General features: G+C 74.5%; 21 protein-coding genes and 1 pseudogene. 14 read left to right on the forward strand and 8 right to left on the reverse strand.

Going from position 1 to position 25,111, the window contains the following annotated elements; genetic code table 11:
• Positions 1 to 181 precede the first annotated feature (181 nt).
• From J2S46_RS37440 to J2S46_RS37475, 8 genes and pseudogenes are all read left to right on the forward strand, one after another.
• A complete protein-coding gene (locus J2S46_RS37440; protein ID WP_191294510.1) occupies positions 182 to 1,822 on the forward strand; it encodes a bifunctional phosphatase PAP2/diacylglycerol kinase family protein in 1,641 nt (546 codons plus the stop codon).
• Complete coding sequence (locus tag J2S46_RS37445) at positions 1,822 to 2,820, forward strand: YihY/virulence factor BrkB family protein (RefSeq protein ID WP_191294509.1); 999 nt, start codon at positions 1,822 to 1,824, stop codon at positions 2,818 to 2,820. Before J2S46_RS37440 ends, J2S46_RS37445 begins: the two co-directional genes overlap by 1 nt.
• Positions 2,821 to 2,829: 9 nt before the next feature.
• Positions 2,830 to 3,714 carry a phosphatase PAP2 family protein gene (locus tag J2S46_RS37450; protein WP_191294508.1) on the forward strand — a complete coding sequence of 295 codons (885 nt, stop codon included), beginning with the start codon at positions 2,830 to 2,832 and terminating at the stop codon, positions 3,712 to 3,714.
• A 95-nt stretch (positions 3,715 to 3,809) separates the two neighbouring features.
• Positions 3,810 to 4,655, forward strand: coding sequence for a YhjD/YihY/BrkB family envelope integrity protein (locus tag J2S46_RS37455; RefSeq protein WP_229913400.1), 846 nt, complete (start codon positions 3,810 to 3,812; stop codon positions 4,653 to 4,655).
• A gap of 206 nt (positions 4,656 to 4,861) precedes the next feature.
• The gene (locus tag J2S46_RS37460) at positions 4,862 to 5,155 is read left to right on the forward strand and encodes a WhiB family transcriptional regulator (protein ID WP_191294507.1); all 294 of its coding nucleotides are present in this window, start codon (positions 4,862 to 4,864) and stop codon (positions 5,153 to 5,155) included.
• Positions 5,156 to 5,283: 128 nt separating this feature from the next.
• Positions 5,284 to 5,736, forward strand: a pseudogene (locus J2S46_RS37465) (SRPBCC family protein); the annotation flags it as partial.
• Positions 5,737 to 6,058: 322 nt separating this feature from the next.
• Positions 6,059 to 7,108, forward strand: a complete 1,050-nt coding sequence (locus tag J2S46_RS37470; protein ID WP_191294505.1) for an SDR family oxidoreductase — start codon at positions 6,059 to 6,061, stop codon at positions 7,106 to 7,108.
• Positions 7,109 to 7,195: 87 nt separating this feature from the next.
• A complete protein-coding gene (locus tag J2S46_RS37475; RefSeq protein ID WP_191294504.1) occupies positions 7,196 to 7,519 on the forward strand; it encodes a plasmid stabilization protein in 324 nt (107 codons plus the stop codon).
• Positions 7,520 to 7,644: 125 nt separating this feature from the next.
• On the opposite strand, the gene J2S46_RS37480 is transcribed toward J2S46_RS37475, so the two are convergent.
• Entirely contained in the window at positions 7,645 to 8,283 is a 639-nt protein-coding gene (locus J2S46_RS37480; protein WP_191294503.1) for a LysE family translocator, read from the reverse strand.
• Positions 8,284 to 8,577: 294 nt separating this feature from the next.
• Between J2S46_RS37480 and J2S46_RS37485 the strand changes: the two genes are divergently transcribed.
• On the forward strand, positions 8,578 to 11,055 hold the full coding sequence (locus J2S46_RS37485; protein ID WP_191294502.1) for a SpoIIE family protein phosphatase: 2,478 nt from the start codon (positions 8,578 to 8,580) through the stop codon (positions 11,053 to 11,055).
• A gap of 181 nt (positions 11,056 to 11,236) precedes the next feature.
• Here J2S46_RS37485 and J2S46_RS37490 read toward each other — a convergent pair whose 3' ends face one another.
• Together J2S46_RS37490 and J2S46_RS37495 are read right to left on the reverse strand one after the other, a co-directional pair.
• Positions 11,237 to 12,022, reverse strand: a complete 786-nt coding sequence (locus tag J2S46_RS37490) for a hypothetical protein (protein WP_191294501.1) — start codon at positions 12,020 to 12,022, stop codon at positions 11,237 to 11,239.
• A 156-nt stretch (positions 12,023 to 12,178) separates the two neighbouring features.
• Positions 12,179 to 12,703 (reverse strand): hypothetical protein, encoded by a 525-nt coding sequence (locus J2S46_RS37495; RefSeq protein WP_191294500.1) that lies wholly within the window; start codon positions 12,701 to 12,703, stop codon positions 12,179 to 12,181.
• Between the two features lie 195 nt (positions 12,704 to 12,898).
• Here J2S46_RS37495 and J2S46_RS37500 point away from each other — a divergent pair, with 195 nt between their 5' ends.
• Entirely contained in the window at positions 12,899 to 13,357 is a 459-nt protein-coding gene (locus J2S46_RS37500; protein ID WP_229913399.1) for a MarR family winged helix-turn-helix transcriptional regulator, read from the forward strand.
• Positions 13,358 to 13,383: 26 nt separating this feature from the next.
• Positions 13,384 to 14,772: an MFS transporter gene (locus J2S46_RS37505; RefSeq protein ID WP_191294499.1), complete on the forward strand. Its 1,389-nt coding sequence runs from the start codon at positions 13,384 to 13,386 to the stop codon at positions 14,770 to 14,772.
• Between the two features lie 5 nt (positions 14,773 to 14,777).
• Here the strand turns inward: J2S46_RS37505 and J2S46_RS37510 are convergent, their stop codons facing one another.
• The 4 genes from J2S46_RS37510 to J2S46_RS37525 form a co-directional block, all read right to left on the reverse strand.
• Entirely contained in the window at positions 14,778 to 15,644 is an 867-nt protein-coding gene (locus J2S46_RS37510; RefSeq protein ID WP_191294498.1) for an alpha/beta fold hydrolase, read from the reverse strand.
• A 46-nt stretch (positions 15,645 to 15,690) separates the two neighbouring features.
• On the reverse strand, positions 15,691 to 15,858 hold the full coding sequence (locus J2S46_RS37515) for a hypothetical protein (protein ID WP_191294497.1): 168 nt from the start codon (positions 15,856 to 15,858) through the stop codon (positions 15,691 to 15,693).
• Positions 15,859 to 15,878: 20 nt separating this feature from the next.
• Positions 15,879 to 16,235 (reverse strand): PRC-barrel domain-containing protein, encoded by a 357-nt coding sequence (locus J2S46_RS37520; protein WP_191294496.1) that lies wholly within the window; start codon positions 16,233 to 16,235, stop codon positions 15,879 to 15,881.
• A gap of 109 nt (positions 16,236 to 16,344) precedes the next feature.
• Positions 16,345 to 16,506, reverse strand: a complete 162-nt coding sequence (locus J2S46_RS37525) for a hypothetical protein (RefSeq protein WP_191294495.1) — start codon at positions 16,504 to 16,506, stop codon at positions 16,345 to 16,347.
• Between the two features lie 426 nt (positions 16,507 to 16,932).
• Between J2S46_RS37525 and J2S46_RS37530 the strand changes: the two genes are divergently transcribed.
• The gene (locus tag J2S46_RS37530; RefSeq protein ID WP_191294494.1) at positions 16,933 to 17,301 is read left to right on the forward strand and encodes a low affinity iron permease family protein; all 369 of its coding nucleotides are present in this window, start codon (positions 16,933 to 16,935) and stop codon (positions 17,299 to 17,301) included.
• A gap of 257 nt (positions 17,302 to 17,558) precedes the next feature.
• Positions 17,559 to 19,658: a SpoIIE family protein phosphatase gene (locus tag J2S46_RS37535; protein WP_191294493.1), complete on the forward strand. Its 2,100-nt coding sequence runs from the start codon at positions 17,559 to 17,561 to the stop codon at positions 19,656 to 19,658.
• 61 nt (positions 19,659 to 19,719) lie between these two features.
• Here J2S46_RS37535 and J2S46_RS37540 read toward each other — a convergent pair whose 3' ends face one another.
• A complete protein-coding gene (locus tag J2S46_RS37540; protein ID WP_191294492.1) occupies positions 19,720 to 21,246 on the reverse strand; it encodes an alkaline phosphatase family protein in 1,527 nt (508 codons plus the stop codon).
• A 1,362-nt stretch (positions 21,247 to 22,608) separates the two neighbouring features.
• Here J2S46_RS37540 and J2S46_RS37545 point away from each other — a divergent pair.
• Positions 22,609 to 24,738 (forward strand): family 20 glycosylhydrolase, encoded by a 2,130-nt coding sequence (locus J2S46_RS37545; protein ID WP_307352549.1) that lies wholly within the window; start codon positions 22,609 to 22,611, stop codon positions 24,736 to 24,738.
• Positions 24,739 to 25,111: the final 373 nt, after the last annotated feature.

Raw genomic sequence — 25,111 nt, forward strand, 5'->3', positions numbered from 1 at the left:
GCCTGCCCGCACTTCGCGCTCGGATGTCCCGATCGGCGGACCTGAACGGGATCGATCGGGTACGAGCGCCGAGAGGCTGCTCCGCACCCGGACCGGGCCGCGCCGGCGGCCGGCCGCCCGAGTTCCCCACCCCGTCGCGGATCGCATGGATGAAGCGGCCGCACCCGGGCACACGAGGCGCATGACAACAGGGGTACATCACCCGATCCGCCGGATCGCACCGCCGCTGGTCGGCCAGACGATCCTCATGGTGCTGGCCGGTCTCGTCATCACCCACCCCCCGCTGCACCTCTGGCGTCCGGGGGAGAACACGGTGACCGACCGGCTGGCCGCGAGCCGCGTTCCCGCACTGGACACCGTCACCTCCTGGCTCTCGGTGCTGGCCGGCACCGGGGTCGTGGTGACCCTGGCGGCGGTCGCGGTGCTCGTGCTGCTGCTCAGGGCCGGGTGGCGGGAGGCGGCGTTCCTCGGTGGCGCGGTCGCGGCACAGTCCGCGGTGTTCCTGCTGGTCACCCTGTGCGTCAACCGGCCCCGGCCGTCCGCGCCGCACCTGGACGCCGCGCCGCCGACGTCCAGCTTCCCGTCCGGCCACGTCGGCGCGGCCGTCGCGCTGTACGGCGCGCTGGCGGTCCTCGCCGCCCTGCGGCTGCGGGGACCACTGCGGCTGCCCCTGTGCGCCCTGGCGGCGGTCATGCCGATGCTGGTCGCCGCCGGACGGCTGTACCGCGGGATGCACCACCCGACCGACGTCCTGGCGGGCCTGGTGAACGGAGTCGTGGTGCTCCTGGTCATGTGGCGGGCCTTCCTGGCCGACCGGGGGCCGTCCACGGCCGCCGCGGCCGCTCCCCGTCCGTCGGGCGGCCGGGCGGCCGTGGTGGTGTTCAACCCCTTGCTGGTCGACGTCGACACCCTCGACCGGATCGACCGCGTGCTCGCCGAGCACGGCTGGCCGGCGCCGGTCCACGCCGCCACCAGCGCCGAGGACCCCGGCCGCGGAGCCGCCACGGGCGCCGTCGAGGCCGGGGCCGACCTGGTGGTGGCCTGCGGCGGCGACGGCACCGTCACGGCCTGCGCGCACGCCCTCGCCGGGACGGGCGTCGCCCTCGCGATCGTGCCCTGCGGCACCGGGAACCTGCTCGCCCGCAACCTGGGCCTGCCCTCCGACCCGGCGCGGGCCCTGGCGGCGGCGCTCGGCGGCGAGCCCCGGCGGATCGACCTCGCGATGGCCGACGGGGACGGCATCGGCGAGACCGTGGTCAGCGCGATGGCCGGCATCGGCCTCGACGCCGCGACGATGGCGGACACCCGGCGCAGTGCCAAGGACCGCTACGGGTGGCCCGCCTACCTGCCGCCGCTGCTCCGGCACCTGCGCGACCGGCGGATGCGGCTCACCGTCACGCTGGACGAGGCGCCGCCCGTCCACCGGCGGGCCGCGATGGCGGTGATCGGCAACGTCGGCGCGCTCCAGGGCGGGATCAGGCTGCTGCCGGACGCCCGGCCGGACGACGGCGTGCTCGACCTCGTCCTCGTCCACCCCCGCGGTCTGACCGGCTGGCCCGAGGCGGCGGCGCGGCTGCTCACCGGGCGGGTCGGCGGCGGCTCCGCCGACAGCGCGGCGCCGTTCGAGCACTTCCGGGGGCGGCGGATACTCATCACCGCCGACCGGGACCAACCCCGCGAACTGGACGGGGAGTCCCTGCCCGCCGGCCGGACGCTGCGGCTGGCCGTGCGGCCCGCCGCCCTGCTCGTCCACCTGCCGCCGGCCGCCGAGCGGCAGCAGGCGGGCAGCGGGGCGGTCCGCACCCGAGAAGGGGGCAGCTGATGGGAACCGCCACCCGGGTCGGGCGCAGGAACGGCTCCCAGGAGGAGCTCTCCGCCGACGAGGCCGTCACGACCCTGCGCGCGTACGGAGGGTGGCAGCTGCTCAGGGACGCCTTCCTGCGGTTCCGCTACGCCGACGGCTTCAGCCACGCCCGGGCCCTCGCCTTCCAGACCGTGCTGGCCCTCGTGCCCTTCGCGATCGCCGTGGTCGGCCTGTCCTCCGTGCTGCACACCCAGTGGCTCGGCCGGGTGACCGAGCTGACCATCTCCCGGCTCACCGCGGGTCCGAGCTCCGAATTGGTCGGCGAGGTGCTGCGGCGCAGCCGCGAGCGCGCGGGGGACGGCGGCAGCGTCGCCCTGTGGGGCGGCGCACTGTTCTCCCTGGTCAACGTGGCCACCGCGATGTGCCAGATCGAGCGGGGCGCCAACCGGATCTACGGCATCGAGCGCGACCGGCCCTTCCACCGCAAGTACGCGCGCGGGCTGCTGATGGCCGTGCTCGCGGGCCTGCCGCTCGGCCTCGGGTTCGTCCTGCTGGTGGCGGGCGGGGAGATCGCCGCCGCGGTCGCCGAGGCCGGGGGACCTGGCGGTCACCGGGCCGCTCTCGCCTGGGCGGTGCTGCGCTGGCCGGTGGGCATCGTCCTCGCGCTGCTGTCCGCGAGCGTGATCTTCCACCGGGCGCCCCGGCGCGAGCAGCCCGGCCACAGCTGGCTGGCCTTCGGCGCCGTCGTCTACCTGGTGCTCTGGGTCGGACTGACCGGTCTGTTCAGCGTGTACCTGCGGGTCAGCAACTCCATCGACGCGGTGTACGGACCGCTGAGTGTGATCATCTCGCTGCTGATGTGGGCGTACCTGACCGCCGTCGCCCTCCTGCTCGGGATCGCCTTCGCCGCGCAGCTGGAGGCCGACCGGGCGGGCGTCGAGGAGCCGGTACGACCCGACCCGGAGGTGCCGGCAGGACCGGACGACCCCGGGGACGGCCCGGCGGGTCGCGGGTAGGCGGGGCCGATGACATCCGACGAGAAGCCCGGCCGGAAGCCCGGCCACGAGCCCCGTCACGAGCCCCGTCACGAGCCCCGTCACGTCCGCCGTCCCGCGCCGCCCCGCGGTCACCAGCGGCGCCGGTTCCCCCCGCGCCGCGCGGACCGGCGCTTCGGCAGCCGCCTGTTGGCGGCCGTCGTGGCCTTCGCGGTGGCGGCCGTCCCGACCGCCGTCCTGCTGGTGCTGATCGAGTCCGGCTGGGAGCCGCTGCGCGCACTGGACGCCGGCGCGGCGGCAGGCCTCAACGGGAGCGTCCGCCGGCACCCCCTGCTGCTGGAGGCGGCGCGGACCCTCACCGACGGGCCGTGGGACCCGGTCACCATGCGCCTGCTGGTCGCCGCCGCCGTGGGCTGGCTGCTGCTGCGGCGGGCCTGGCGGCTGGCCCTGTGGGCCGCCCTCACCGAAGTGGCCGCCGGCCTGACCGGCCTGCTGGTCAAGGAGGCGGTGGGCCGGGTCCGGCCCCGGCTGCCCGACCCGGTCGCGCACGCCCCCGGTTACTCGTTCCCCTCCGGGCACGCCATGACCGCCATGACCTCGTGCGCGATCCTGCTGCTCGTCCTGCTGCCGCTGGTGCCCCGGCGGGTCCGTCCGGCGGCCTGGACGCTGGCCGCCGTGACCGTCCTCGGGACCGGCCTGACCCGGATCGCCCTCGGCGTGCACTGGGTCAGCGACGTCCTGGGCGGCTGGCTGCTCGGGCTCGCCCTGGTCGCCTCCACCGCCTGGGCCTTCGACGCCTGGCGCCGGGAGAGCGGGCTGCCGGTGCCGGCGCTCCCGGAGGGGCTGGAACCCGAACTCGCCACGGACCAGGACGAGTCACCGGCCCGCGCGGCGGGCGGGCCGGCCCGCCGGTAGCCGGGGAACGCCGCCGGCCGGGGGAGGGGCTCCCGCCGACTGCACCGGCGGCCACGGGGTAGCCGCCAGGAAGGGGCCGAGCTGTGGAGGCCACGGTGGCTGAGGAGCGCGAACACGAACCGGAGACCGCCGGGACGGCCGCCGTGCCCGGGCGCCGCAGCGCGGCCGCCGTCGCCCGCGAGGTCTGGCGGCAGGGCTGCACGGTGGAGCTGCTGCAGCGTTCGATGGCCTTCGCCGCCCTGTTCTTCGTCACCCTGGTGCCCCTGCTGATCGTCATCGCGGCGGCCTCGCCCACCCACGGCAGCGGCATCAGCCAGTGGATCACCGACGGCCTGGGACTGACCGGCCGCGGCGCCGAGGCGACCCGCGGCCTGTTCGCCTCCCGGGGCCAGGTCCTCAGCACCACCACCGGCTTCGGCATCGCCGCCCTGACGGTCTTCGGCATCTCCCTGATGGCCTCCGTCCAGACCGTCTACGAGCGCATCTGGCAGCTCGACCGCAGCCCCTGGCACTCGGTCTGGCGCCAGGGGCTCGGCCTCGCCGGGCTGACCGCCTACATCCTGGTCGCCGCCTGGAGCGGCAGCCCCTGGCGGCACAGCGCCGCGCAGCCCGCGCTGCGCCTCACGGCCACCCTGCTCGGCGGCCTGCTCCTGTTCTGGTGGCTGCAGCACCTGCTGCTCGCCTCGCGCGTGCCCTGGCGCCGGCTGCTGCCGGGAGCGGTGGCCACCATGGCCGCGCTGGCCGGGCTGCGGTACTTCTCGCGCCTGGTGCTCGCACCGCTGCTGGTCTCCAACGCCGTCTCCTACGGGACGGTCGGAGCCGTCCTCGTCGTCCAGTCGTGGCTGATCGGCGTGGGCTACACCATCTACGGCGGGGCGCTGGCCGGCCGCGTGGTCGTGGGACGCACGGCCGGCCCGGCCTCGGACCTACCGCCGCGGTGAGCCCGCGGCGGAGAACAGGCGGAGAACGGGCGGACGAACCTGCGTGGGACGGGCGAAAGCGGGCAGGCGGCCGAGGAGCCGGTTCGGGAGCCACCGGGCGGACACTCCAGGACGGGCGGCCCGACCGCCCCCTTCGCCGGCCCCGCCAGGAGTTCCCCCACCGGCCCCGCCCCTCCCGTCTTCGTCCAGCCCGAGGTGAGAACCCCATGACCGACCTCAAGCGCCTGCCGGGCGCCTTCGACCACCACTGGAACTGGCAGCTCGCCGCGGCCTGCCGCGCCGTCGACACCGGCCTGTTCTTCCACCCCTTCGGCGAGCGCGGCCAGGCCCACGACGACCGGGAGGCGGAGGCGAAGAAGATCTGCGGGGGCTGCCCCGTCCGCGCGCAGTGCCTCCGGCACGCCCTGGAGGTCCGGGAGCCGTACGGCGTGTGGGGCGGACTGTCCGAGGGCGAACGGGCCGAGCTGCTGGGCCGCGCCCGCGCCGTGCGGGCCGCCTGACGGCTGCGCCGCGGCCGGTGGTCCGGCCGGGACGCGCCCCCGCGCGGCCGGGTGATTGGCCGCACCGAAGCGGGGCAGGCGCGCCCTCGACAGTGAATCCGAGCGTGTCGATCCGGAAGGAGACCGTTGTGAGCATGGTGAAGGAGTCCATCGACGTCGACGTCCCGCTGCACAGCGTCTACAACCAGTGGACGCAGTTCGAGGACTTCCCGAGCTTCATGGAAGGGGTGGAGGCGGTCCACCAGACGGACGACCGGCACGCCCAGTGGACGACCAAGGTCGCCGGCGCGCGCCGCGAGTTCTACACCGAGATCGTCGACCAGCTCCCCGACGAGCGGATCTCCTGGCGTACGGTGGGCGGCGACGTCCGGCAGCTGGGCATCGTGACCTTCCAGCGCCTGGACGAGGCCCGCACCAGGGTGAGCCTGGCCATGGACTTCGAGCCGCACGGCGTGGCCGAGAAGGCGGGTGACCTGCTCGGAGTCCTGGACCGGCAGGTCAGGGGCGACCTGAAGCGCTTCAAGGGCTTCATGGAGCAGCGCGGACACGAGAGCGGCGGCTGGCGCGGCCGCCTGGCGCCCGACGGCGGCCCGGCCGCAGCCGTCGGTGGCACCGCGAGCGGCGGCAGCGTGGGCGGCGCCACCTCGGGGGCCGGCGACGCGCCGGTGCGGGAGCGCCCCGAGAGCCGGATGACCGGCGAGGGCGCGCCGCCGCCCGCCGACCCGGACGACATGCGGCACGGCTGACCCGGCCGGGTGCCCGGGCACCGGAGCCCCGAGCCGGGCACCGGTGCCCGGGGCTCGCCCGGGACCGTCTACGAGCCCTTGACCTGCGACGACGGTGCCGGCCACCGCGACCGCGACCGATGTGTTTGCCCTGTGCCGGGTCGGAAAGACGACGACCATGAACGCATCGCAGTACACCGGACGGGTCGTGGTGATCACCGGTGCCAGTGCAGGGATCGGACGCGCCTGCGCACGGGCCTTCGCCGAGCGCGGGGACCGTCTGGCCCTGATCGCCCGGGGCCGGGCCGGCCTGGAGGCCGCGGCCGCCGAGGCCAGGCAGGCCGGCACGACGGCCATCACCATCGAGGCCGACATCGCCGACCCGGCGGCCGTCGAGGCGGCCGCCGAGCGGATCGAGGACGAACTCGGGCCGATCGACGTGTGGGTGAACGGCGCCGTCTCGTCCGTGACCGCGCCCTTCACCGAGATCACGCCCGAGGAGTTCCGCCGCGTCACCGAGGTCAGCTACCTCGGCTACGTCTACACCACCCGGATCGCCCTGCGGCGGATGCTGCCGCGGGGCCACGGCACGCTGGTGCACGTCGGCTCCGCCGGCGCCTACCGCGGGGTCCCGCTGCAGAGCGCCTACAGCGGCGCCGAGCACGCCCTCCAGGGATGGCACGAGGCGCTCCGCTGCGAACTGCTGGCCTCCCGCACCGCCGTGCGTTCCACGATGGTCCAGATGCCGGCGGTGAACACCCCCCAGCTCGACTGGACGCTCTCCCGGCTGCCGAACCGCGGCCGGCCCGTCCCTCCGGTCTACCAACCCGAGGTCGCGGCGCGCGCCGTGCTGCACGCCGCCGACCGTCCGCAGCGGCGCGAGTACTGGGTGGGCGGCAGTACGGCCGCCACCCTGCTGGCCAACGCGGTCGTGCCGGGCCTGCTGGACCGCTACCTCGCCCGGACGGGCCTCGACTCCCAGCAGGCGGACCGCCGGCGGCGCAGCGGTGACCCCGTCAACCTGTGGAAGCCCGTCGACGGTCTGGAGGACCGCGGCGCCCGCGGCCGTTTCGACGACATCGCCAAGGACCGGAGCCTGCAGTTCTGGGCCACCACCCACCGGGCTCCGCTCGCGGCCGCGGTCGTCGCCCTGCTGCTGGGCACCGGTGTCTGCGCGAAGTGGGCGCGGTCCACCGGCGCTCCGGTCCGGCGGGGCCGAGGATCGTGACTTCAGCCACCGCCCGGCCCGGCGCGGCCGGGGCGGACCGAGGCGGGCGGACGCCCGCCGAACCGACCGACGACTCAGGAGGCAGCGATGCCGCGTGGATCGAGTCCCAAGCGGGAACGACAGTACGAGCACATCAAGGAGAGCGCGGAGGAGCGCGGCGAGAGCCCCGAGCGGGCGAAGGAGATCGCCGCCCGGACGGTCAACAAGGAGCGGGCCCGGCACGGCGAGTCCAGGACGGCCAGCCGCTCGTCAGTCGAGGACATCTCCTCGGGCCGCCGCGGCGGACTGCGCTCCCACTCCGGCTCCCAGGGCCCGACCTTCGACCAGCTCTACAACGAGGCCCGGCAGCGCAACGTCAAGGGCCGCTCCAAGATGAACAAGAAGCAGCTCGCCGACGCCCTCGGGCACTGACACCCGTCGTGGGTGCCGGGGCCTGCCGGTACCGTCGTGCCGGGACCTGCCGGGGCCTGCCGGTACCGTCGTGCCGGGACCTGCCGGTGGCGTCGGCGCGCGGCCGGCCGGTTCGCCGGCGTCCGTCAGTCGCCGAAGGCGAGGCGGATGCCGAAGGCGGCGACGACCGTGCCGGTGACGCGGTCCAGCAGGCGGCGCGCCGTCGGCCTGCTCAGCCGACCGCGCAGGGCACGGGCGCAGGCGATCAGCACACTCGACCAGAGCAGGCCCAGCACGATGTGGACCGAGGTCAGCAGGAGACCCGTCGCGACGTGGTTCGATCCCGGCGGGATGAACTGCGGCAGCAGGGCCACGTAGAAGGCGCCCATCTTCGGGTTGAGCAGGTTGGTCAGCGTCCCCTGCCGCCAGCCGCCGCCGGCCGTGTCGGCCGTGGGACGGGAGTCGGACGCGGCCGCCTCCGGCGCGGACCCGCCCCCGGAGGTGGCGCGCAGCATCCGGAACCCCGTCCGCACCAGGTAGGCGGCGCCGGCCCAGCGCAGCGTCTCGTACGCGAGGTGGGAGGCCGTCAGCAGTGCCGTCACGCCCACCGAGGTCAGCGCCCCCCAGAGCAGGGTCCCGGTCTGGATGCCGAGGACCACGCCCCAGGCCCGGCGGCGACGGCCGAGGGCCGAGGTGCGCAGGATCAGCGCGGTGTCGAGGCCGGGAGTCAGGGTCAGCAGTCCCACCACCAGGGCGAAGGACCAGAGTGCGGTGCTCGGTGCCATGGGAGCCCAACCTGTGCCACCGCGCCGGCCCTGCTGCCGCCGCCCCCGGTCGCGGGGGCGGCCCCGGCGGATTCGTCGCGCGGCCCCGGTCAGGAGCAGTCGCAGGTGGGCGAAGGGGCGCCCTCCTGCCGCTCGGCCGGGCTCGGCGGCGCCTCCACCGACGTCCTGACCGCGTCGGCCCGCCGCCGGCGGACGTACGGAGGGATCCCGCCGCACCGCACGGGGGAGCCGGTCGCCGGCCCGCGACCTACCCTGGACCCAGACCCTGGCGGAGGAGCGGCCGAAGGGGTGAGCATGCCGGAGAAGGGCCCGGAGAACGCCGTGCAGGAGGCCACCATCGACCGGCTGCGCGCCGAGGTGGAGGGCCAGCGCCGGGCGATGCGCACCCGCGCCGTGATCGAGCAGGCCAAGGGCATCCTGGTCGAGCGGCTCGCCTGCTCGCCCGAGCAGGCGTTCGAGCACCTCACCCGCCTGTCCCAGGACGCGAACCGCAAGCTGGTCGACCTGGCCGCCGACCTGGTGGGTTCGGTCGCGCCGCCGGAGGCGGACGCGCATCCCCAGGCCGCCGGCGAACCTCCCCCGGTGGTCGGGCCGCCGACCGCCCCGAGGAGTCGGGGCCGCCGGGTGACGGACCACGCCCCCGTGCCCGCCGCACCCGGGCAGCGGGGCCTCTCGGCCGGCGGGTTCGCCGCCCGCTACCACCTGGCGGCCTCGGCGCTGTCCGCCGCCGAGTCCCCCGACGAACTCGCTGCACTCCTGATGGAGACGGCGCTGGCCCCGCTCGGCGTCAGCGCGCTCGCCGTCACCCGGCTGGAGCCGGACGGCGCCCTGCGGCTGGTGGCCAGCCACGGGGTGCCCGCCCATCAGCTCAGCCAGTGGCAGCGGATCCCCCCGCAGATGTCCCTGCCGCTGACCGACGCTGCGCGCCGCGGCGCCACCGTCTGGGTGCATGGCCGGGGCGAGTTCAGCCGGCGGTACCCCGACCTGACCGGCCAGGACCTCGTCCCCGGCGACACCGTCTGCGCGCTGCCCCTGCGCACCGGCGAGCAACTGATCGGCGCGATCAAACTCGGCTGGCCGGGCACCTGCACCCCGACCGCGGACGTCCGGCGGCACCTCTCCGCCCTCGCCCGGCTCTGCGCCGGCGAGTTGCTGCGGGTGCTCGCGCTCGGCCCGGAGGGCGGGGGAGCGCCGTTCCCCGCCGGCGAACCCTGGTTCCAGGCGGTGCTGGACGCCCTGCTCGACCCGGTGCTCATCCTGCACGCCGTCCGGGCGGGTGACGGAGCGGCGACCGACGGTCCGGTGACCGAGGGGCCGGTGACCGACGGGACCGTGACCGACCTGCGGGTGGTGCACGCCAACGCCGCCACCGTCGACCTCGCCGGCCGCACCGGCGCGGCCCTCACCGGCCGGCTGCTCAGCGAGCTGTACCCCGGCATGGTGGCGTCCGGCACCTTCCGGCAGTTGATCGACGTCGCCGTCGGCAGGGAGCCCTACCTCGGCGCCGCCGAACAGTTCGTGGAGGTGGTCGGCGGCGCCGTGCACGGCTCCAGCATGACGCTGCGGGCCACCCCGTTCCTGGACGGCGTACTGGTCAGCTGGCGCGCCCACGACGAGCAGGAGCGCCGGGAGGCCCAACTCGCCCAGGCCCAACGGCTGGCCGGTCTCGGCACCTGGCAGTGGCGGGTGGCAGACGACCGCTTCGACTGCTCGCCCGAGGTGTTCCGGCTGCTCGGGCTGCCCCGGCCGGCCCGGCCCGGCCACCTGACGGCGGCCGAGGCCGAGTCGGCGATCGCGCCCGGGGACCGGCAGGCGGTGCGCCGGGTGGCGCGGAGGCTGCTCGACGGCGAGCGGGCCGCCGCACTGGAGTTCCGGATCGTCCGCCCCGACGGCGTCGGCCGAGGTGTCCGGGCGATGGCCGAGACCGTGCCCGGGCCCACCCCCGGCAGCCCCGTACTCGCGGTGCGCGGGGTGGTCCAGGACGTGACCGCCTGGTGGCGCACCGAGGAGGCCCTGGTCGACGCCCGGTCGCGGCTCGCCGAGCAGGTCCGCCGGACCGCCGACGAGCACCGCGCCGTCCTGGCGCTGCAGCACGCCCTGATGGACGTGCCGGGCGGGCCGCCCACGCCCGGCCTCGAAGTCGCCGCCCGCTACCTGCCGGCCGAGTCCGAGGCCAAGGTCGGCGGCGACTGGTACGACGCCCTGAACCTGCCCGACGGCACGGTGCTGATCGTCGTCGGCGACGTCTCCGGGCACGGCCTGCGCGCCGCCGCCGGCATGGCCCAGCTCCGGGACGCGCTGCGCGGCATGGCCTTCACCGGCGCCGAGCCGGCGCAGTTGCTGGAGCGGCTCAACCAGATGCTCTGCCACCTGGGCGGCGGCTTCATCGCCACCGCGGTCTGCGGCCTGCTCGATCCGGTGAACCGCACCCTGACCTGGGCCCGGGCCGGGCACCTGCCCCCGCTGCTGGTCCACGACGGCACCGCCCGCCACCTGGAGCTGCTTCCCGGCCCGATACTCGGCGCCGTCCCGCGCGGCGTGTACCGCAGCACCGTCCTGCGGCTGGACCCGGAGGACCTGGTGCTGCTCTTCACCGACGGCCTGATCGAGCGGCGGGGCGAGGACCTCGCACTCGGCCTCGACCGCCTCGCCCGGGCCGTGGAGGACTACCGCGTGCCGGGCCTCGACGGCTGCCTGGACCACGTGCTGCGCAGGCTCAAGGCGCCGAACCCCAGCGACGACACCTGTGTCGTCGCCCTGCGGCTGAGCTGACGCCCGCGCCTGGTGCGCTCGCACGTCGGCCCGGATCGTACGGACCGTCACACCGGTCGCCGGCCGCAGCCGGTGACGGTGCGTTCGGACCCGGCAGCCGGCGCGGCCGGCTGCCTCGCCCCGGCCCTACCGGGCGCCCGGCGGGGCGGCCGCGCGCACGGGCCCCGCCCCGGCCGAGGAGTCAGGACAGGCAGACGAAGAGGAGCTGGATCAGGCAGTCCGGCGAGGCGGCGGGGGAGGGGCTGGTGCGCAGGGTCGGGTTCGGGCTCGGGGCGGAGGTCTCGACGGGCGCGGGCGCCGGCGGCCGCGAGGGCGGTGCGGACGGGGGAGGGGTCGGCTCGGGCCGCTTCGCACCCTCCGCGGGGGCGCGCGGGGGCTCGGCGGCCGCGGCGCCGGGCCGTGGAGGCGGGCCCGCCGGTTGCGCCGGGTCACCGGGCGCGGGAGCCCCGGCCGGTTCGGCGGAACCGCTGGGCCGCGTGAGCGGACCGGGGTACGCCGTGGCGGTGTCCGGGCCGGCCGTGACTCCCGCGTCGGTCAGCGGCTCCGCGACGAGCGCCTGTTGAGGTTGCTGCGCGCGCGGGGCGGCAGGTCGGGGCCGGCCCGCGTCACCGCCGATCGGCGCGCTCAGGACGGCCGACCGGGGCGGCGCGGAGCCGGCGCCCGCACCGGTGGTCACCAGCAGGACCACCGCGCCGATGCAGGTGGCCAGCAAGGCCGGCAGCAGGCCCGGCCCACGGGTGGACCGCCGGCCGGGAGAGGCCGGGGTGCCGGCGGGCCCGGGCAGGCCGGGCGGGCGGCGGGTGCCGGCCCGGACCGGGTGGGCGGTGGCGCGCGGAGGCGGCAGTCGGGCCGTCATCGCCGGTGCGGGCTCCGGGGCGGCGTCCGGCAGCGTGCCGGACGCCACCCCGCACCCCGCGCAGGAGAGGGCACCGTTGACGTGGCGTCGGCATGTCGGGCAGTACTTCAAGGGACCCTCCACGTCCGATGGAGCGCGGCTTCGACGCCCCGGGCACCAACCACGCTGGCAGAGGGACGGCCAAGCCCTCGCCACCTCGGCGAAACGGCCCACCCCCGGCGGCGCGGGTTGCTACCCTGCCGCGTTCCGCCGGTCGCCGCGGGGGAGTCAGCAGCCGGGGGCGACCGGCGCGGACGATGTCAGGGCGAGTGCGGCGGCCCGCAACTCGGCGGCCCGCCTCCGCATCTCCAGCCCCGTGGCGTACTCGGGGCAGCACGCGCACGGCGGGATCAGCCGTGCGAACGCTCGCTCCTGCGCGGTTTCGGTCCCCTCCTCCCACCAGTCGTCCGTCGCCAGGTCGGCGGGTTCGATCTCGCCCGCGAGGAGTCCCGCCGCCAGCCGGCGCAAGGCGTGGCGCCGTGCCAGGTCCGGATCCGGCAGCTCGATCCCGCACTCGGCGAGCGCCTGCTCGAAGGCGTGGCGGATGTCGGCGACGTCCGCGTTGCGCGGCAGTCCGGCAAGCTCGCACAGCGTCGGGGTGTCCAGCCCGGCCACGAGCGCCTCGGCGGCGACCATCGGCAGGTCCTCCGGGGGAATCTCGTCCGCCCGGTACCGGCACGCCACCTCACCCAGAGCCGCGAGGCCGCGCCGCGTCGGGGTTTCCGGGTCTGGTGTCGTTCCTGTCCGTCTCATGTTCCTCACCATGCCAGCACGGTGTTCGGCAAGGCTGCCGGGGTCCGCGATCGCGACCGTGCCACGGCCGAGAAGGCGCTGTCGGGGAGTTGGAGCAGGCCCGGACGGAGGTCCGCGCGTCCCTCGTAGCGGATCCGCGAGAACCCTGGTCGGGAGATGCATAAAGGATTCATATAAATCCGCTATGCTTCGGGCATGAGTCGCCGAGACGCCGCGCACAGCGCTTCCTATGCCATCGGGTCAGCCCTCTACGGTCTGGCCACCAGGGCCGTGAGACGCCTTCCCCGCGACCTGAGCCTGACGTCCGCCGCCACCCTGGCCACCCTGGACAGCACCGGCCCGCGACGGATCACCGATCTGGCGGCGGCCGAGGGCGTCACCCAGCCCGCGATGACGGTCCTGGTCCGGGTGATGGAGGAATCCGGACTGGTCGAGCGGAAGGGCGATCCGTCCGACAAGCGGGTCACGCTGGTCTGCCTGACCGAGGCCGGCGCGTCGTACGTCCGGGAGCGACGCCAGGCGGGCGTCGATGCGTACGCGCGGTTGATCGACGAACTCACCGGTGACGAGGTCGAGGCCCTCGCGGTAGCCCTTCCGGCGCTGCTGCACCTGGCGGAGCTCGAAAGCCACGCCCGAGGCGAGTCCGTCCGGTGACCGCGGCCCAGGCTCACGAGCAGCCCATGAGCACTGCCCCGATACGCTCCGAGCTACGTCTGCTGGTCCCCGCCCTGGTGTTCATCGCCCTGGTCGTGGCGGTGGTCGCCAGCCTCGGGACGCCGCTCATCACGAGCGTGGCGACCACGTTCCACGTCTCCCTCGACAGTGCGCAGTGGACGCTGACCATCGCCCTGCTCAGCGGCGCCGTCGCCACGCCCGTCCTCGGCCGGCTCGGAGCCGGCCCGCACCGGCGGGCCACGATTCTCGTCACGCTGGCGATCGTCGTCGTCGGCAGCGCGCTCACCGTCCTGCCGCTGCCGTTCGCCTGGCTGCTCGTGGGCAGGGCGGCCCAAGGCGTCGGACTCGGTCTCACGGCGCTGATGATGGGCGTGGCCCGCGACCATCTTCCCGAGGAGCGCAGCGCGGCCACGATCGCCCTGATCTCCGTGGTCTCCGTCATCGGAGCCGGCGTCGGCTACCCGCTGGCCGCGCTGCTCGCCGAGTTCGGCGGACTGCGGGCCGCCTACGGCCTCGGCCTGCTCGTCACCGCCCTCGCCTTCGTGACCGCGTGGCGCTCCATGCCCGCAGCTCCCGAAGGCCGCGGCGCCCACGTGAACGTGGCCGGTGCGCTCGTCCTGGCGGGCGGACTGCTCCTTGTCCTGTTCCTGGCCGGCGAGCGGAGCCTGTGGAGCCGACACCTCGCCGTGGCGGTGACCCTTGCCGTCGTCGCCGTACTCCTGCTCTGCGGCTGGACCGTTTCCGAACTGCGGACCAGGACGCCCCTGGTCGACGTCCGGGCGGTACGGCACCCGGCGGTCGCCGGGGCGAACATCGCCATGTTCGTCGGCGGGAGCGGCATGTACCTCCTGCTCACGCTCATCACCCGCTACGCGCAGACGCCGCACAGCGCCGGCTACGGCTTCGGACTCACCACCTTCGTGGCCGGGCTGGTCCTCGTCCCGTTCTCCGTGCTGGGGTTCGTCGCAGGCAGGCTCACGCCGCGGGTCCGGATCGACGGCCCCCTGCTCCTGGCCGGCAGCGCCGCCGTCGTCGGCGGCGGGTTCGTCCTGTTCGCCACCGCCCGGTCCGATCCGGCCGAACTGCTCGCGGCCATGGGCGTGCTGGGCTTCGGCGTCGGCGGCTTCTCGGCCGCCATGCCCGGCGTCATCCTGGCCGTCACCCCCAAGAGCGAGACGTCGAGCGCCATGAGCTTCAACTACGTCGTCCGCAGCGTCGGGTACTCCCTGGGCAGTGCCCTCGGCGGTCTGATCCTGGCCGCCGGCACCGCCACCGGCCGCACCTTCCCGGACGACGACGCCTACACGACCGCGGCGCTGGTCGGCGTCGCCGCGATGGCGGTCACGACCACGGCCGGCCTCGCCCTCGCCCGCCGTGGAACGGGGCAGGTCTGAAACGGTCAGTCAGGACCGCCTTCTTCGTCGCCGGTGGCGGTGTGCCGAAGGATCGCGGGGACGACCGTCGCCCAGTCGGCTCGCTCGATCCCGTGGCCGGCGTCCCGAAGGGTCAGCAGCTCCGCCCCGGGGATCTGCTCCGCGAGTGCCTCGCCGTGGAGGAGCGGGAACATCGGATCGGCGGTCCCGTGGATCACCAGGGTGGGCACGGCGATCGAGGACAGCGGCGCCTGCGGGGGATCGCCGTCCGGGAGCGAGTCGTGGTTGCGGGCCGCGGCGAAGTCGTGCGCGCGCTCGATGTCGCGGCGGACCAGGCCGCGGGCGGCCGTCCCGTCGAAGGGGCGCCGGCCTCCGGCGAGCACCCGTGCGTAGGCCACCTGGTGCTCGACCACCGCGTCGGCACCCGGGTGGTGGACGGGCGGGGCCGCCACGAAGTGGATGAACTCCTCTGTCGGCGGGGGAAGTTCGCGGTCACCGGGTACGGCGGCGGAGGTACTGATCAGGACGAGCGAGCGGACCCGGTCGGCGTGACCGATCGCGAGCAACTGCGCGAGCGCCCCGCCGGCCGAGACCCCCACGACGTGCGCGGCCGGGACCTCGTAGGCGTCGAGCACCCCCGCGGCGTCCCGGACCAGGTCCGTCGCGGTGTATCCGGGGCGGCCCGGCTTGTAGGTGACCGACCGGCCGGTGTCGCGGTGGTCGTAACGGATCACGAAGCGCCTGCCCTCGGCGAGCAGCCGGCAGAAGCCGTCCTCCCACCAGAGCATCGACGCCCCGGTGCCCATGACGAGCAGGACGGGCGGGGCCGCCGGGTCGCCGAAGGCCTCGGTGCACAGCTCGACGCCGTCCACCTCCACCATGCGCTCGGCCATCGCCGGCTCTCCTCTCCCGCCCGGTGCGGTCGCCGGGGCCGTCGCGTCAGCGGGTGGGGCGCCGTCCGGTCCGGCGCAGGCGGGCGGCCCCGAACAGCAGGGCGCAGAGGAAGACCAGCACGCCGATGACGAGCAGGTAGAACAGGCCCTTGACCGTCGCGCCGAGGATCCCGAGCACGACGGCGGCGAGGACCAGGAACAGCAGCCAGGCCACGGCGGTCCACCTCCCGTCGGTCAGCGGCGGGCGAGTTGGCGTTCGCCACCCGCGCCCGGCGCGTACTCCAGCTTGTAGTGGGCGAACACCTCGGGCTCCTGCTCGGCGGTGAGCACCCCGTCCGTGTCGATCGAGGGCGCGTCCTTCACCAGGGCCTTCCCGAACGCGACCTTGACGTAGCCGGGACCGACGATCGCCCCGGCCAGCGGCACGAACACCAAGCGGTGCCGGGTCGGCAGGCCGACGCTGACGGTCGCGAACGACGGTTCGTCGGTGGACGTGTTCACGTACACCGACTCCAGGACTCCGATCTTCTTTCCGTCCTGGTCGACGACGTCTTGATCACGCCACTCGCGGATGTCGGCGATCTGGATCATGCGTGGCCTCCGATCAACGGGCAGTGCCTTCCATCCTGCGGTCACCTGCGCCTCTCCGGCCACCGAGCGGGGCGGGGGCGGGGCGTCGGACCGGGTGCCGGACCAGGACTCAGGCCGGGTGGCCGGCGTCGATGTCCGCGACGTCCTGCAGGGCCGGCGGGGCGGCGGCCGCCGGTGCGCGGGTGCTGACCGGGGCGAGGAGCAAGCCGACGTGGTCGCCCCAGTCGGCCCGGTCCAGCAGGGTGGTGAAGGTGGTGAACTGGTTTTCCACGGTGCCTCCAGCCTCCAGGGGAGTGGCCACCCCGGCCGGGGGCGGCCACTCCGTCCGGGTCGTCGCACGTCCTTCGTCGCGGACGGACGCACCGCGCCGTCGCCGCGATCCGCCACGGCCCCTACGGGGCCCTGGGGAAGCCGTCCGTGACTCCTCCTCCGCACGCGGTACGCGCCTGCCCGGGTGGGCCGATCCGAAACGGCCGGGGCCGCCGGCAGACCGGCCCTGGCCCGTCCGCCCGGCACCCGGCGCCGGACCGCAAACCGCAAGGTTGGCGGCCGCCGGAGCGGACAGACGCACGGCAGGGCGGCAGCCCCCTTCCGTCGCCGGCACCCGGCCGGGTGCCGGGTGCGTGCCGACGGCTTCCGGGGCGCCCCCGGACCGTCGGACGCCCTCGCCTACGGAGGGTGACCGGAGGAGTAGGACATGACGCTCTCGCACCCCGCCGAACGCGGTGACGGCAAGCGCGGCCGGTTCGAGCGGCTCGCCGAAGCCGCCTCCAACCTCACCGGCTCGCCGGCGTTCTCCGTGTTCTGCGTCCTGCTGGTGGCCGCCTTCTTCGGCGTCCACGCGGCCGGTCTGTCCGCGGAGTGGCAGATCCTGGTGGGCGACACCATGACGGCGGTCACCCTGGTGCTGCTGGCACTGCTCAAGAACGCCGAGCGCCGCGCCGAGCACGCCCTCCAGCGCAAACTCGACGCGATCGCGGCCGCCCTGCTGGAACAGCACGAGGGACACCCGGGGGAGGCGCACGAGGAGCTCCGCGAGGCGATCCGGATGGAGGAGCGGCTCTGAGCGCGGCGGCCCTGCCCCCGCCCACGGCCCGGCGGCGAGCCCGCCGGAGACCCGGGAGGGGCCCCGGCGGCGACCCCGACGGCGACCGCGCGAACGAGCCCACGGACGCCCCCGCGAGCGATCCCTTCTCCGCCCCGGCGGCGGGTTCGGCAGGTGCGGAGAGACCATGGGGGTGGCGGACCGGACGGGTGAGCAACGGCCCGCTCGCCACATCACCGACCTGACGACGCGGATACGCGGGAAAAGGGGCGTGACGGATGAGCGCGGCGGCCGATGCGTCGGGGACCGGCCCGGGGGCGGCCAGGGTCTCCCTGTCCCCGCCCGGCGGGCTGCTGGACGTGCTGGGCGTCGCCGCCGTGGTGCTGGACGACCAGGGCCGGATCACGCTGTGGAGCCCGCAGGCCGAGGAGCTGTTCGGCTGGAGCGCCGAGGAGGCGCTGGGCCGGTTCGCGGCGACGCTGATGGTCGCCGAGGAGGACGTCCCCCAGGTCGTCGAGCTGTTCGCCCGGGTGATGAGCGGCGGCGGCAGCTGGGCCGGGGTCTTCCCGATCCGGCACAAGAGCGGCGGCACCAAGCTGGTGGAGTTCCGCAACATGCGCCTGCTGGACGAGCACGGCGGCCGCTTCGCGCTGGGCATCGCCGCCGACCAGGCCGTCCTGGGCACCGTCGAACGGGACGTCGCGCTGTCGACCCGGCTGGTCGCGCAGTCCCCGATCGGGTTCGCGGTCGTGGACACCGACCTGCGCTACGTGCTGGTCAACCCGGCCCTGGAGCGGATCAACGGCCTGCCCGCCGCGAAGGTCATCGGCCTGGGCATCCGCGAGGCGCTGCCGTTCCTGGACGCCGCGTCCATCGAGTCGGCCATGCGCGAGGTGCTGACCAGCGGCGAGCCCCTGCTGAACGTGAACACCATCGGCCGCACCCCCGCCGACCCCGGGACGGACCACGCCTGGTCGGGCTCGTTCTACCGGCTGGAGGACGCCGCCGGACGGGTGCTCGGCGTGGCCGTCACGGTCGTGGACGTCACCGACCGGCACCGGGCGGCCACCGAGGCCGCCCGGGCACGGCGACGGCTCGCGGTGATCGCGGACGCCTCGGTCCGGATCGGCACCACCCTCGACCTGGAGCGCACCGCCCGCGAACTGGCGGACCTCGTCGTCCCCGAGCTGGCCGACGTGGCCGCGGTGGACGTCCTGGACGCCGCCCTGGGCGGCCGGCCCAGTACGGACGCCCCGACCGGACCGGCGACCTTCCGTGCGCTCGCCGTCACCGCGGACCGGCCCGGGGAGGCGCTCGCCGCCGCCGACCCCGTCGGGGAACTCGCCCGGTACGAGGCCGACCGCCTGGTCACCCGGTGCGTGACCATCGGCCGGCCGATCCTCGTCCCCCAGGTCGGCGACCAGGACCTGCCCCGCATCGCCAGGGACCGGGACGCCGCCGCCCAGCTCGCCAGGGCCGGCCTGCACTCCTATCTCGCGGTGCCGCTGATCGCCCGCGGCGAGGTGCTCGGAGCGCTGGACCTCAAGCGCACCCACAACCCGCTGCCCTTCGACGAGGACGACCTCGCACTGGCCGTCGAGCTGGCCGGCCGCGCCGCCGTGTCCATCGACAACGCCCGCTGGTACCAGAGCGAGCGCGGCGCGGCTCTCGCCCTCCAGCGGCATCTGCTCCCGCAGGTCCCGCCGCGCCTGACCGGCTTGGAGATCGCCTACCGCTACCAGCCGGCCCAGGCCACCCAGGAGGTCGGCGGCGACTGGTTCGACGCCATTCCCGGGGAGGCGGACACCTCCGTCCTGGTGATCGGGGACGTCATGGGCAGCGGCATCAAGGCGGCGGCCACCATGGGGCAGCTGCGCACGGCCGCCCGCACCCTCGCCGACCTCGGCCTCGACCCGAGCCAGGTGATGCGGCACCTGGACCGGATCACCGAGGGGCTGGGCGAAGCCATGGCCACCTGCGTCTACGCCGTGCACGACCCGCGCCGCGCCCGGTGCCGCCTCTGCAACGCCGGCCACCTGCCGCCCGTCCTCGTCCCCCGTCACGGCAGCCCCCGCCTGATCGACCTGCCCACCGGGGCGCCGCTCGGCGTCGGCGGCGTCCCGTTCGAGGCCAGGGACCTCGGCCTGACCGCCGGCGACCTGCTTGTCCTGTACACCGACGGCCTCGTCGAGACCCGGGACCAGCCCATCGACGCCCGCCTCGACCTGCTCCTGCAACTGCTCGACGACCCGCTGCGCTCCCTGGACGACACCTGCGACCGCCTGCTCGGCGCGCTGCGCCGTCCCGACGACCACGACGACGTCGCGCTCCTGGTCGCCCGCGTGCTGCCCCACCCGCCGGGCACGCCGTCCGGCTGAGCCGCCGGGCGGGGGCGGCCCGGGCACCGCACGGAGGGCGTGCGGTGCCCGGCCGGGAGGGTCAGCTCCGCGGGGTCAGGGTGACCTGGTCGACGGTCCAGAAGGCGCTGTTGGTGCCGGTGTAGCGGAACTTCAGCTGGGCCGTGGTGGCGCCCGCCGGGACGCTGACGGTGACGGACTCGAAGGTGTTGGCGTTCGCCCGGTAGGACTTCACCAATTGCGGGGCCCCGCCGTCGAAGGAGATGTAGACGTCACCGGTCTGCGGGCCGTCCACCAGATAGTCGGTGGCGTAGCCGACGACCGCGCTGGTGGCGCCGCCCACCGGGTAGACCGGGCTGACCAGGGTGGAGTCGAACTGGCCGGCGCCGTGCGTGGCGTCGTCCCACTCGTCGGAGTCGGCCACCGCGAAGACGTCGCGGGACCGGACGTTGGTCTCCCGGCCCTGGCCGCGCTCGGCGGCCGTCCAGAACTCATCGGTGGCGAACGACCAGCCGCGCCACTCGGTGACGCCGCCGGTGGGCATCGCCGAGTTGTCGATGCTCCACCCCGCCGGCGGGGTGTGGGTGAAACCGGTGAGGGCGGCGTCGATGCCGCTCTCGTCCACCCGGGTCTGCAGCGAGCCGCGCAGCGCGTCGAAGGCGTCGGGGACCAGAGCGGGGATCGGGGTGCCGTCCAGGTTCCAGGCCGGGTTCACCGCGACGCCCTCGTGCTGGAGCACGGTCGGGGCGATGTCCACCACCTTCACGTCCCGCCGGACCGAGCCGGGGGCGTAACCGGCGCCGTCGGCCACCACGAAGGTCTGCCGCTCGACCGCGGAGTTGCCGCCGTGACCGCCCGCGTCGGTGTGGCCGTGGTCGGTGGTGACGATGATCAGCCAGTCCTCGGAGGCGTACGTCGGACGGGACTTGACGGCGTCGACGACCTGGCCGACGAGGCCGTCCACGTTGTGGATGGCGGCCAGGTACTGGGAGCTGGCCCCGCCGTAGCCGTGCCCCGCCTCGTCGACCTGGTCGAAGTGCAGGAAGGTGGCGTCGGGGTTGCCGTGGGCGAGGTAGTCGGCCGCGTCGGAGGCGGTCTTGGCGTCGTTCTCGCTCTCCGCGATCCGCAGGTCGGCCCCGCCGTTGAAGATGGTGTCGGCGACCGGGTTCCAGGAGGCGACGACCAGGGTGGAGGTCGCCGAGGAGGCGGTCTCCAGCCGCTTGCCCAGGCTCGGGTAGAGGTTGAAGTGCGAGCCGCTGAAGGTGTTCTCCTTCACGCCGTGCTTGTCCGGCCACACACCGGTGGCGATCGTCGACCAGCCCGGTCCGGAGACGGTGGGGGAGAGCGGGTCGGCGTAGAGGCTGCTGGGGGCGGTGAGGCCGTCGGCCATCAGCCCCTTGATCCGGGGGGCGTCGGCGGCCGCCAGACGGTCGTATCTGGTGCCGTCGATGCCGATCACCAGGGTCTTCGCGGTCTTGCTGCCGTTCGGCAGGTTCTTGTAGGTGGTGGGCTTGGGGGCGGCCTGGGCCGGGGCGGCCGCCAGGGCCAGCGGGGCGGTCGCGGCCGTGGCGGTGAGTACCGCGAGGAGGGTGCGAACGGGCCTGGTCATCTTCAAGGGGGACTCCTGGGGAGTTGACGGGGGAGGGATCGCCGGCGCGTCGAGCGGAGCCGACCCGGGTCGCTGAGGACCGGGGTGGCGAGGGTGTTCGGGGCGGCCTGCGGCCTGGTGCGGGCACATCGGCCACCACCGCTTGCCGGAAAGGGAGTTGACGGTCGAGCGGATCCTGCTGCACAGGTGATCAGCGGCGTCGGCCAAGGGCGTGGCTAGGTCCGCGGAGTCGGCCCGGTGGGTCGAAGCGGCGCAGTGTGTCGTCGGGGCGGGCCGCCTTGGGGGCAACCGCCTTCGACGGGCGTCAGTCTCCACGGACTCCGGCTACTGACTCCAGACCGGTTATCGAATCGTTACCGGAGAAAAGCCACGTAGCGTGTCACTTCATCCGATATCGACTCGACAAACTCCTCAGAGTTCCACGCGAAAGAACAGAATCGCGCAGTGATGGCCGGCGTCCGACGGCCACTCGATGGGTCGGATCGAAGCCGTTCGGAGTGGGGGCCGCTGTCCTCCGGTTGGTCGGGTGGGTCATGTCGGGGTGCCCGGGCCGACGGAACGGCAGGTGCCGTGGCCGGGCCGAATACCGGGCTCCGGTGGCGCGAAGAGGTCCGCGGTGTGAAATTTCGCGAACCGCTTGCCCTCGGCGCATTCCGCTCAGGTGAAAAGAGGGTGAACGTGAGTCGGGGATTACCTCGCGGCAGCTTCGGAGCATTCCGCCCGGCCGTCCCGGGGCGGCGCTCCCGGCCGTCTGCCGGCCCCGGAGGCGCCGGGCCCGCGATCGCGGGGCGGTCGGCGGGCGCCCGGGGGTGATCGCTCCGGCCCGTCCGCCGGTGCGGTGTCGAACTCCCCGAGGTGCCGGGCGGGTTAGCTCCGTCGCCGGCCCTCTCCTGGTCGGGCTGCGGCAGGCGCTTGCTGCTTGCACATGCTCTAATCCCCGCACTAGCATGCACGATCAAGCAGTAGAAGCTCGTCGGTAGAGCACTCGGCCCGCCACGACCGAGGTGCCCCAGGGAACCCCCGGGCACCGTAGGATCCGGGGAGGAAGCCGAGAAATCACGTGTGTCGTCCCACGCCCGTATGTTCTCCGAATGCTTCCGGTCCCGGCCGCCGGTGATCGGCAATTTCTCTCGCAATAAGCGTGCGCGTCACGATCGGGTATGCCCCGCCGAAGGGCAGGTCCTTTCCTGCCGCGTCGAGATGTGGGCCTCCCCCCCGCAAGAAGTTGTTCCGCCGGCGAGGACCTGTGGTCGGGTCCGCGCTCCTTCCTCCCGCAGTTGTATTCCCCTCTTCCCCCCGGTCCGGCGCGGTGCCGCACCTTGCCCCAGGGCGGTGCGGTCCGTCCACATGAAGGAGTCATCGATGAGGTTGTTTCGTCGGCGAGGCCCTGGCCTCGCCGCTCTGGGTGCCGTCGCCATTGCGACGTCGCTGCTGTCGGGCACGACGGGGGTGACGGCCGCTCGTGCGGTGTCGGCCCTGCCGGCGATCGTGCCCCAGCCGGTCTCCGAGTCGGCCGGCACCGGCAGCGGGTTCACCCTGGCCGCCGGGACGCAGGTCGACGTGCTGTCCACCGACCCGGCCGCGTTCGGCGTCGGCGGCTACCTGTCGGGGCTCCTGGCGCCCGCGACCGGGTTCACCCTCCCGGTGGTCAGCTCGACCCAGCCGGCGGGCAACGCCGTCGTGCTGGACCCGAACGGCCCGGCCACGCTCGGGGCGGAGGGCTACACCCTCACCTCGAACAGCGGCGGCGTCACCGTGACGGCGCACGGCGCCGAGGGCCTCTTCCGCGGCGTCCAGACCCTGCGCCAACTGCTGCCGGCCGCCGTGGAGTCGCCCACGGTGAAGCCGGGGCCGTGGACGGTCGCGCCCGTGCAGATATCCGACTCGCCCCGGTACTCCTACCGCGGCGCGATGCTCGACGTGGCACGCCGCTTCTACCCCGTGGCGCAGGTCAAGCGCTTCATCGACGAATCCGCCGCGTACAAGATCAACACCCTTCACCTCCACCTGACCGACGATCAGGGCTGGCGGATCGCGATCGGCGCGCTGCCGAACCTGACCACGGTGGGAGCCAGCACCCAGAGCGGCTTCACCGGCGGCACCTCCTGGTACTACACCGCGGCCGAGTACCAGGACCTCGTCGCGTACGCCAAGTCGCGGTTCATGACGCTCGTCCCGGAGATCGACGGCCCGGGCCACACCAGCGCGGCGCTGGCCTCCGTCGCCAACCTGAACTGCAACAACCAGGCGATCGCCCCGTACTCCGGCGTCGACGTGGGCATCAGCCTCTACTGCCTCGGCGACGCGCAGCACGTCGCCAACGTCGGCAGCTTCCTGAGCACCGTGATCAGCACGGTGGCGGCGCTCACCCCGGGCCCCTACCTCCACGTGGGCGGCGACGAGACCCCGCAGGCCACGGCCGCCCAGTACGCCTCGTACGTGTCGGCGGCCGCCTCGGCGACCACCGCCCAGGGCAAGACCCTGATCGGCTGGCACCAGCTCGGCCAGGGCAGCCTCCCGGCGAACAGCCTGCTCCAGTTCTGGGGCGACGCCGCCGACCGGGCCACCGTGGGCACCTCGCAGGAGTCCAAGAGCATCCAGCAGGTCCGCTCCGGGGCCGCGCAGGGCGCCAGGTTCATCATGTCCCCCTCGGACCACGCCTACCTGGACATGAAGTACGACTCCAGCACCCCCTACGGCCTGAGCTGGGAGGGCTACGTCTCGGCCCAGAAGGCCTACGACTGGGACCCGACGACCGTCACCGCCAAGACCAACGGCACCTCCCCGGTCGTGCCGGCCGCCCAGATCGCCGGCGTGGAGGCCGCACTCTGGGCCGACCGCGCCTACTCGCCCAGCACCAGCACGCCGAACTCCGGCAGCCAGTTCCCCGAACCGTCCGTCTACACCGACCACATGAGCTTCCCCCGGCTGCCGGCCGTCGCCGAGATCGGCTGGTCGCCGCAGTCCACCCACGACTGGACCGGCTTCAGCCAGCGCCTCGCCGCCCAGGGCCCGCGCTGGACGGCCGCGGGCATCGCCTTCTACGCCGCCCCCGACATCACCTGGCCGAGCACCCCCGGCACCCTGAACGGCGTGCACACCGTCACCACCGGCGGCCAGGCCCTGGACGACCCGGCCAGCTCCACCAGCAACGGCCTCCAGCTGGACACCTGGGCACTGCACGGCGGCAGCAACCAGAAGTGGACCTTCACCCAGCAGTCCGACGGCTCCTACACGCTCGTCAACGGCGCCTCCGGTCTCTGCCTCGACGTGAACGGCGGCTCGATGTCCGCCGGCGCGGCCGTGATCCAGTACACCTGCAGCGGCGGCCTCAACCAGCGCTGGCAGGCCGTGGCACTGGCCGGCGGCGGCTACACCCTGGCCTCGGCCAAGAGCGGGCTGCTGCTGACCACCGCCTCCACCGCCAACGGCGCCCTGGTGACCCAGCAGAACAACACCAACGCGGCTCTGCAGCACTGGACCATCAGCTGACCTGACCGCATGTGACCTGACCCGACCCGACCCGACCTGACCCGACCCGGGCCTGGTCGGCCCGAAAGGGCGCCCGCTCCGTCCGAGCGGGCGCCCCGCCGGCGTTGCGTCGGGTCGGGGCAGTTGCGTTCACCGTGCAGTCTTCGGCTCGATTTCCGACGGGGCATCCGATGATGTTCCGTCAGATTTTTTCGTTCGTACCGCGGTTGAGCGGCCATCGGCGGCATCGACCCTTCGAGCGGTGGTACAGGCGGGCCCCGCCGTCACCCCGTGGCCCGCACTCCGGAGTGTCCGGAAAAGGTCACGGATGGATAACCGGTCTGGGCCAAAGTTAACAGTCCCGTCACAACCTGCTTGCCTGCCATACATCTTC

The organism is Kitasatospora herbaricolor (genome assembly GCF_030813695.1).
GTDB classification, from domain to species: Bacteria; Actinomycetota; Actinomycetes; order Streptomycetales; family Streptomycetaceae; genus Kitasatospora; species Kitasatospora herbaricolor.

Bases quoted from the DNA above. Each gene is read 5' to 3' on its own strand.
- J2S46_RS37440 (WP_191294510.1), top strand. From the start codon at position 182: ATGACAACAGGGGTACATCACCCGATCCGCCGGATCGCACCGCCGCTG.
- J2S46_RS37445 (WP_191294509.1), top strand. From the start codon at position 1,822: ATGGGAACCGCCACCCGGGTCGGGCGCAGGAACGGCTCCCAGGAGGAG.
- J2S46_RS37450 (WP_191294508.1), top strand. From the start codon at position 2,830: ATGACATCCGACGAGAAGCCCGGCCGGAAGCCCGGCCACGAGCCCCGT.
- J2S46_RS37460 (WP_191294507.1), top strand. From the start codon at position 4,862: ATGACCGACCTCAAGCGCCTGCCGGGCGCCTTCGACCACCACTGGAAC.
- J2S46_RS37470 (WP_191294505.1), top strand. From the start codon at position 6,059: ATGAACGCATCGCAGTACACCGGACGGGTCGTGGTGATCACCGGTGCC.
- J2S46_RS37475 (WP_191294504.1), top strand. From the start codon at position 7,196: ATGCCGCGTGGATCGAGTCCCAAGCGGGAACGACAGTACGAGCACATC.
- J2S46_RS37480 (WP_191294503.1), bottom strand. From the start codon at position 8,283: ATGGCACCGAGCACCGCACTCTGGTCCTTCGCCCTGGTGGTGGGACTG.
- J2S46_RS37485 (WP_191294502.1), top strand. From the start codon at position 8,578: ATGCCGGAGAAGGGCCCGGAGAACGCCGTGCAGGAGGCCACCATCGAC.
- J2S46_RS37495 (WP_191294500.1), bottom strand. From the start codon at position 12,703: ATGAGACGGACAGGAACGACACCAGACCCGGAAACCCCGACGCGGCGC.
- J2S46_RS37500 (WP_229913399.1), top strand. From the start codon at position 12,899: ATGAGTCGCCGAGACGCCGCGCACAGCGCTTCCTATGCCATCGGGTCA.
- J2S46_RS37505 (WP_191294499.1), top strand. From the start codon at position 13,384: ATGAGCACTGCCCCGATACGCTCCGAGCTACGTCTGCTGGTCCCCGCC.
- J2S46_RS37510 (WP_191294498.1), bottom strand. From the start codon at position 15,644: ATGGCCGAGCGCATGGTGGAGGTGGACGGCGTCGAGCTGTGCACCGAG.
- J2S46_RS37520 (WP_191294496.1), bottom strand. From the start codon at position 16,235: ATGATCCAGATCGCCGACATCCGCGAGTGGCGTGATCAAGACGTCGTC.
- J2S46_RS37530 (WP_191294494.1), top strand. From the start codon at position 16,933: ATGACGCTCTCGCACCCCGCCGAACGCGGTGACGGCAAGCGCGGCCGG.
- J2S46_RS37535 (WP_191294493.1), top strand. From the start codon at position 17,559: ATGAGCGCGGCGGCCGATGCGTCGGGGACCGGCCCGGGGGCGGCCAGG.
- J2S46_RS37540 (WP_191294492.1), bottom strand. From the start codon at position 21,246: ATGACCAGGCCCGTTCGCACCCTCCTCGCGGTACTCACCGCCACGGCC.
- J2S46_RS37545 (WP_307352549.1), top strand. From the start codon at position 22,609: ATGAGGTTGTTTCGTCGGCGAGGCCCTGGCCTCGCCGCTCTGGGTGCC.